Origin of the sequence: Hydrogenophaga sp. 70-12 (assembly GCF_001897365.1) — a bacterium.
Taxonomy (GTDB): domain Bacteria; phylum Pseudomonadota; class Gammaproteobacteria; order Burkholderiales; family Burkholderiaceae_C; genus Hydrogenophaga; species Hydrogenophaga borbori.
Window position 1 is genome coordinate 1 of record NZ_MKSS01000173.1, and the last position, 2,480, is coordinate 2,480.

Consider the following 2,480-nt stretch of genomic DNA (forward strand, 5'->3'; position numbering starts at 1 on the left):
GCGCTCTCGGGCATGGTGCCGGTGAGGTCGCCGTCGGCGATGCGGTGCACGGCCTGGCGCGCGGCGGCCGGGTCACCGCCCAGCTCCTGGCGCAGGGTGCGCACCACCATGAAACCCAGGCCCACGGCCACCGCCACCGCCAGCAGGGCCAGCGACAGCGCGACCACGCGCGCGCGATCGGCGCTGGCGTTCACGGCCGAGTGCGTCTGTGCCGACAGCTCGCGCGAGGCCTTCACCTGCTCCAGCAGCGCGCCGCGCAGCTTGCGCCAGGCGGGCGTCTCTTCGGCATTGAGCGCCGCCACCGCCTCGGCGGCGCTGGTCTTGACCAGCGTCAGCACCTTGTCCTGCGCGTTCGCCTGCTCGGCGCGCAGCCCGGCCAGCGGCGCCAGCGCGGCCTGGGCCGGCGTGCCGCGCGCGGCCTCCAGCGTGCCCTTGTGCGCGGCGTCGAACGCCTCGCGCGCGGCCTCCAGGTTCTTGAAAGCCTGCGGGTTGTTCGGGTCGAGCACGATGTTGCGCAGCGCCTGGCCCATCTGCAGGCCCTGGGCGTACATCTCCTGCACACCGCTGGCCACGGCCTGTTCGGTGTTGATGTACCGGTCGAACTGCGACTGGGTCTGCGTGAGCGACCAGATGCTGCCGCCCAGGCCGGCCACGAACAGCACGGCCGGCGCCACGAAGGCCAGCACGAGGCGTTGGTTGAAGTTCATGGCGGGCCTCTTACGCCGCGACGCGGAACACCTGAACCGCGGCGGCCAGACGGCCGGCCTGCTCGCGCAGGCTTTCGGCCGCGGCCGCGCTCTGCTCCACCAGGGCCGCGTTCTGCTGCGTCATCTGGTCCAGCTGGCCCACGGCGGTGTTCACCTGACCGATGCCGTCGCTCTGCTCTTGCGCGGCCGTGGTGATGTCGGTGACGAAGGCCGAGATCTTCTGCGCGTTGTCCACGATCTCGCCAATGGTGCTGCCGGCCTGCGCCACGAGCTGCGTGCCGGTCTGCACTTTGTCCACGCTGTCGCCGATCAGGGACTTGATCTCTTTCGCCGCCTCGGCGCTGCGCTGCGCCAGGCTGCGCACCTCGGCCGCCACCACCGCGAAGCCGCGGCCCTGTTCGCCCGCGCGCGCCGCTTCCACAGCGGCGTTGAGCGCCAGGATGTTGGTCTGGAAGGCGATGCCGTCGATGACGCCGATGATGTCGCCGATCTTCTGGCTGCTGGATTGGATCTCCTGCATGGTGGTGACCACCTGGCCCACCACCTCGCCGCCGCGCGCGGCCACTTCGGCGTTGGCCGCCGCCATGGCGCTGGCCTGGCGCGCGGCGTCGGCGCTCTGGCGCACGGTGCCGCTGAGTTGCTCCATGCTGGCCGCCGTCTGCTGCAGGTTGCTGGCGGTCTGTTCGGTGCGCGAGCTCAGGTCCTGGTTGCCCGTGGCGATTTCCTGCGAGGCGGTGCCGATGCTGTCGCTGCTGAGGCGCACGTCGCCGACGATGCGCGACAGCGAGGTCTGCATGCGGCCCAGCGAGCGCAGCAGCTCGGCGAGTTCGTCGCGGCCCGTGGCCTGCACCGGGCGCGTCAGATCGCCCTCGGCGATGGCGTCGGCCAGGTGGCGCGCCTGGTCCACGGGCGCGCAGATGCTGTGCATGTTGGCCAGGGTGGTGGGCACCACCACCAGCGCGGCCAGCGCCAGCGCGACGCCAAAAATCCACAGGGTTTGCTGGCTCGCCGCCTTGCCCCGCGCGCTCAGACCGGCCACGTCCTCGCCCATCACCTGCTCCACCTGGGTGAGCAGTTCCGACAGGGCCTTGTGCTGCTCGTGCGCGCGCCCGAGCATGCGGTTGGCGATGGTGGCCGTTTCATAGCCGCCGCTCTCCAGCTGGTGCGACACCGGTTCGATCGCGGCCATGTAGGCCTTCAGGCGCTCCTGCGCCTGGGTCACCAGCGCGTCGCGCGAGGCGTCGCGGCCGGAGAGCAGGCTGTCCATGGTCACGGCCGTCTTGTCGGCCTCGGTCTTCCAGCGCGCCTTGGCCGCGACCACCAGGTCGGGCTTCTCGTAGGCAATGATCATGTCCTTCTCATGGCGCGTCATCGCGCCCATGGAGGCCTTGAGCTGCGAGAGCGCGAGCGTTTCCTGGTACGCGCGCTCGGTGAACTCGGTGGCCACATGCGAGAGGCGCCACATGCCCCAGAGGCCGGCGCCGCCGACGGCGCCCAGAAGGGCCAGCACCACGGCGATGGCGCCGATCATGCGCTGGCGCACGGTGAATTGCCGCATGAATGCTTGCATGTCTGTCTCTCCTTGTCTTCTGGTTGTCTGGTCCGCCGCTTCAGTGCGCGAGGCGGAACACCTGCACCACGTCCGTCAACCGGCCGGCCTGATCGCGCAGGCTCTGAGCGGCGGCCGCGCTCTGCTCCACCAGCGCCGCGTTCTGCTGCGTCATCTGGTCCAGCTGGTTCACCGCCACGTTCACCTGACCGATCCCCTCGCTC

1 protein-coding gene and 2 pseudogenes are annotated in these 2,480 nt (G+C 70.6%); all 3 read right to left on the bottom strand.

The annotated features are described in order from the left end of the window. Positions 1-707, bottom strand: a pseudogene (locus BGO22_RS10495) (methyl-accepting chemotaxis protein); the annotation flags it as partial. 10 nt (positions 708-717) lie between these two features. Further along, on the bottom strand, positions 718-2,277 hold the full coding sequence (locus BGO22_RS10500) for a methyl-accepting chemotaxis protein (protein WP_286850751.1): 1,560 nt from the start codon (positions 2,275-2,277) through the stop codon (positions 718-720). A gap of 40 nt (positions 2,278-2,317) precedes the next feature. Continuing rightward, positions 2,318-2,480 (bottom strand): annotated as a pseudogene (locus BGO22_RS10505) (methyl-accepting chemotaxis protein); the annotation flags it as partial.

Coding starts and splice junctions, on each gene's coding strand:
- BGO22_RS10500 (WP_286850751.1), bottom strand. CDS start 2,277: ATGCAAGCATTCATGCGGCAATTCACCGTGCGCCAGCGCATGATCGGC.